This is a genomic window from Flavobacterium sp. UBA4854, from assembly GCF_002399805.1.
Classification (GTDB): Bacteria; Bacteroidota; Bacteroidia; order Flavobacteriales; family Flavobacteriaceae; genus Flavobacterium; species Flavobacterium ginsengisoli.
Genome location: NZ_DHEI01000044.1, coordinates 19519 through 21662, shown reverse-complemented (window position 1 = coordinate 21662; position 2144 = coordinate 19519). Strand labels below are relative to the sequence as shown.

At 35.2% G+C, this 2144-nt stretch carries 1 protein-coding gene; it reads left to right on the top strand.

Annotated features, from left to right (window positions below; genetic code table 11):
* A partial coding sequence (locus B3J44_RS06235) for a TonB-dependent receptor (RefSeq protein WP_349678287.1) occupies positions 1–2144 on the top strand: 2144 nt, incomplete at both ends.

Genomic DNA, 2144 nt, shown 5'->3' with positions numbered 1-2144 from the left:
CAAAATATATCAGGAAAAGTAGTAACATCAATTCCTGTTAGTCAAGAAATTAAAGTTAGTTTGTTAAATACAAACTTTAAAGCTCAAACAGATTCTTTAGGAATTTATCATCTTCAAGATATTCCAAAAGGAACTTATAAAATACATGTAACCTCTGCAGGATTTAAACCGATAACCCAAAAGATTTTAGTTTTAGAAAATGAAAGTTTGAATTTAGATTTTGAACTAGAAGAAGATCAAAATGAATTGAACGAAGTTGTCGTTTCTGGAACTTTAAAAGCTGTAAAACGATTGGAAAGCGCCGTTCCGGTTGAGGTTTATTCACCTACATTCTTCAAGAAAAACCCAACGCCAAGTATTTACGATGCGCTTCAAAACATAAATGGCGTTCGTCCGCAGTTAAATTGTGGTGTTTGTAATACAGGAGATATTCACATAAACGGATTGGAAGGCCCATACACTTTAGTAATGATTGACGGAATGCCAATTGTGAGTAGTCTTTCGACGGTTTATGGTTTGTCAGGAATTCCAAATTCTTTGGTGGAACGAATTGAAATTGTAAAAGGTCCTGCGTCGTCGCTTTACGGAAGTGAAGCCGTTGGAGGTTTGATTAATATTATTACTAAAAATCCAACGACAGCACCGACTTTTTCAGCTGATTATTTTACAACTTCTTATTTTGAAAGCAATCTCGATTTGGGAACGAAGTTTAATGTCGGTAAAAAAGCGACTTCTCTTATTGGATTAAATTACTTCAACTACGATCAGGTTATTGATAAAGACAAAGACAATTTTACAGATGTAACGCTTTCTGAACGTATCTCGGTTTTTAATAAATGGAGTTTTAAGCGAAATTATAATCGCCTTTTTACGATTGCAGCGCGCGGAATGTATGAAGATCGTTGGGGAGGAGACATTCGTTGGGAAAAGAAATATCGAGGCGGTGATGAAATCTACGGCGAAAGCATTTATACTAAAAGAGCCGAATTAATTGGAAGCTACCAATTGCCGTTTGAAGAAAAATTGATGCTTTCGTTTTCAGGAAATGTGCATTATCAGGATAGCCGCTACGGAACAACTTCTTATATCGCCAATCAGAAAATTGGATTTTTGCAATTGACTTGGGATAAAAAAATTGGAAGAAACGATTTGTTGGCAGGAATTGCAAGTCGATATACCTATTATGATGATAATACGCCAGCAACAAAAGATCCAGAAAACAGTTGGCTTCCTGGAATTTTTGTTCAAGACGAAATTACCTTTTCTCCAAAAAGTCAGGTTTTGCTTGGAATGCGTTACGATTACAACTCGATTCACGGATCTATTTTTACACCAAGATTTGCTTACAGATTTAAGGCAAACGAAAACACCATTTTTAGATTAAATGCAGGAACTGGGTTTCGCGTTGTGAATTTGTTTACCGAAGATCATGCTGCTTTAACAGGTTCTAGAGATGTTATTATTAAAAATGATTTGAAACCGGAAAAATCTGTAAATGTGAATTTAAATTACATTCAGAAAATCAATTTTGGGAATGGAACGTTTATGGGGATTGAGACGACTGCTTTTTATACGAGATTCAGCAATAAGATTATTTCTGATTACGAAACAGATCCCAACAAAATCATTTACGACAATATTGATGGTTACGCCATAAGTCAAGGAATTAGTACAAATGTGGATCTTAACTTTCCGTCGGGGTTAAAATTTATTGTAGGAGCAACGGTTTTAGATAATAAAAATGTCGAGAACGGAATTTCAGAAAGACCGTATTTGACGGAGAATTTTACAGGAACTTGGAGTATTTCGTATAAAATTCAGCCTTGGAACTTGTCGATGGATTATACCGGAAATGTTTACAGTCCGATGAAATTGCCGTTGTTGAGTGAAACCGATCCAAGAAGCCCTAAATCACCTTGGTATAGTATTCAAAATATTCAGTTTACCTATTCGGGTTGGAAAGATTTTGAAGTTTATGGCGGAATCAAAAACCTGCTTAACTTTACTCCAAAACAAAATAATCCGTTTTTGATTTCGAGAACAAATGATCCTTTTGATAAAAATGTGCAATACGATTCTGCAGGAAAAGTTCTAGTTACACCAGATAATCCGTATGGTTTGACATTTGACACGACTTATGTTTA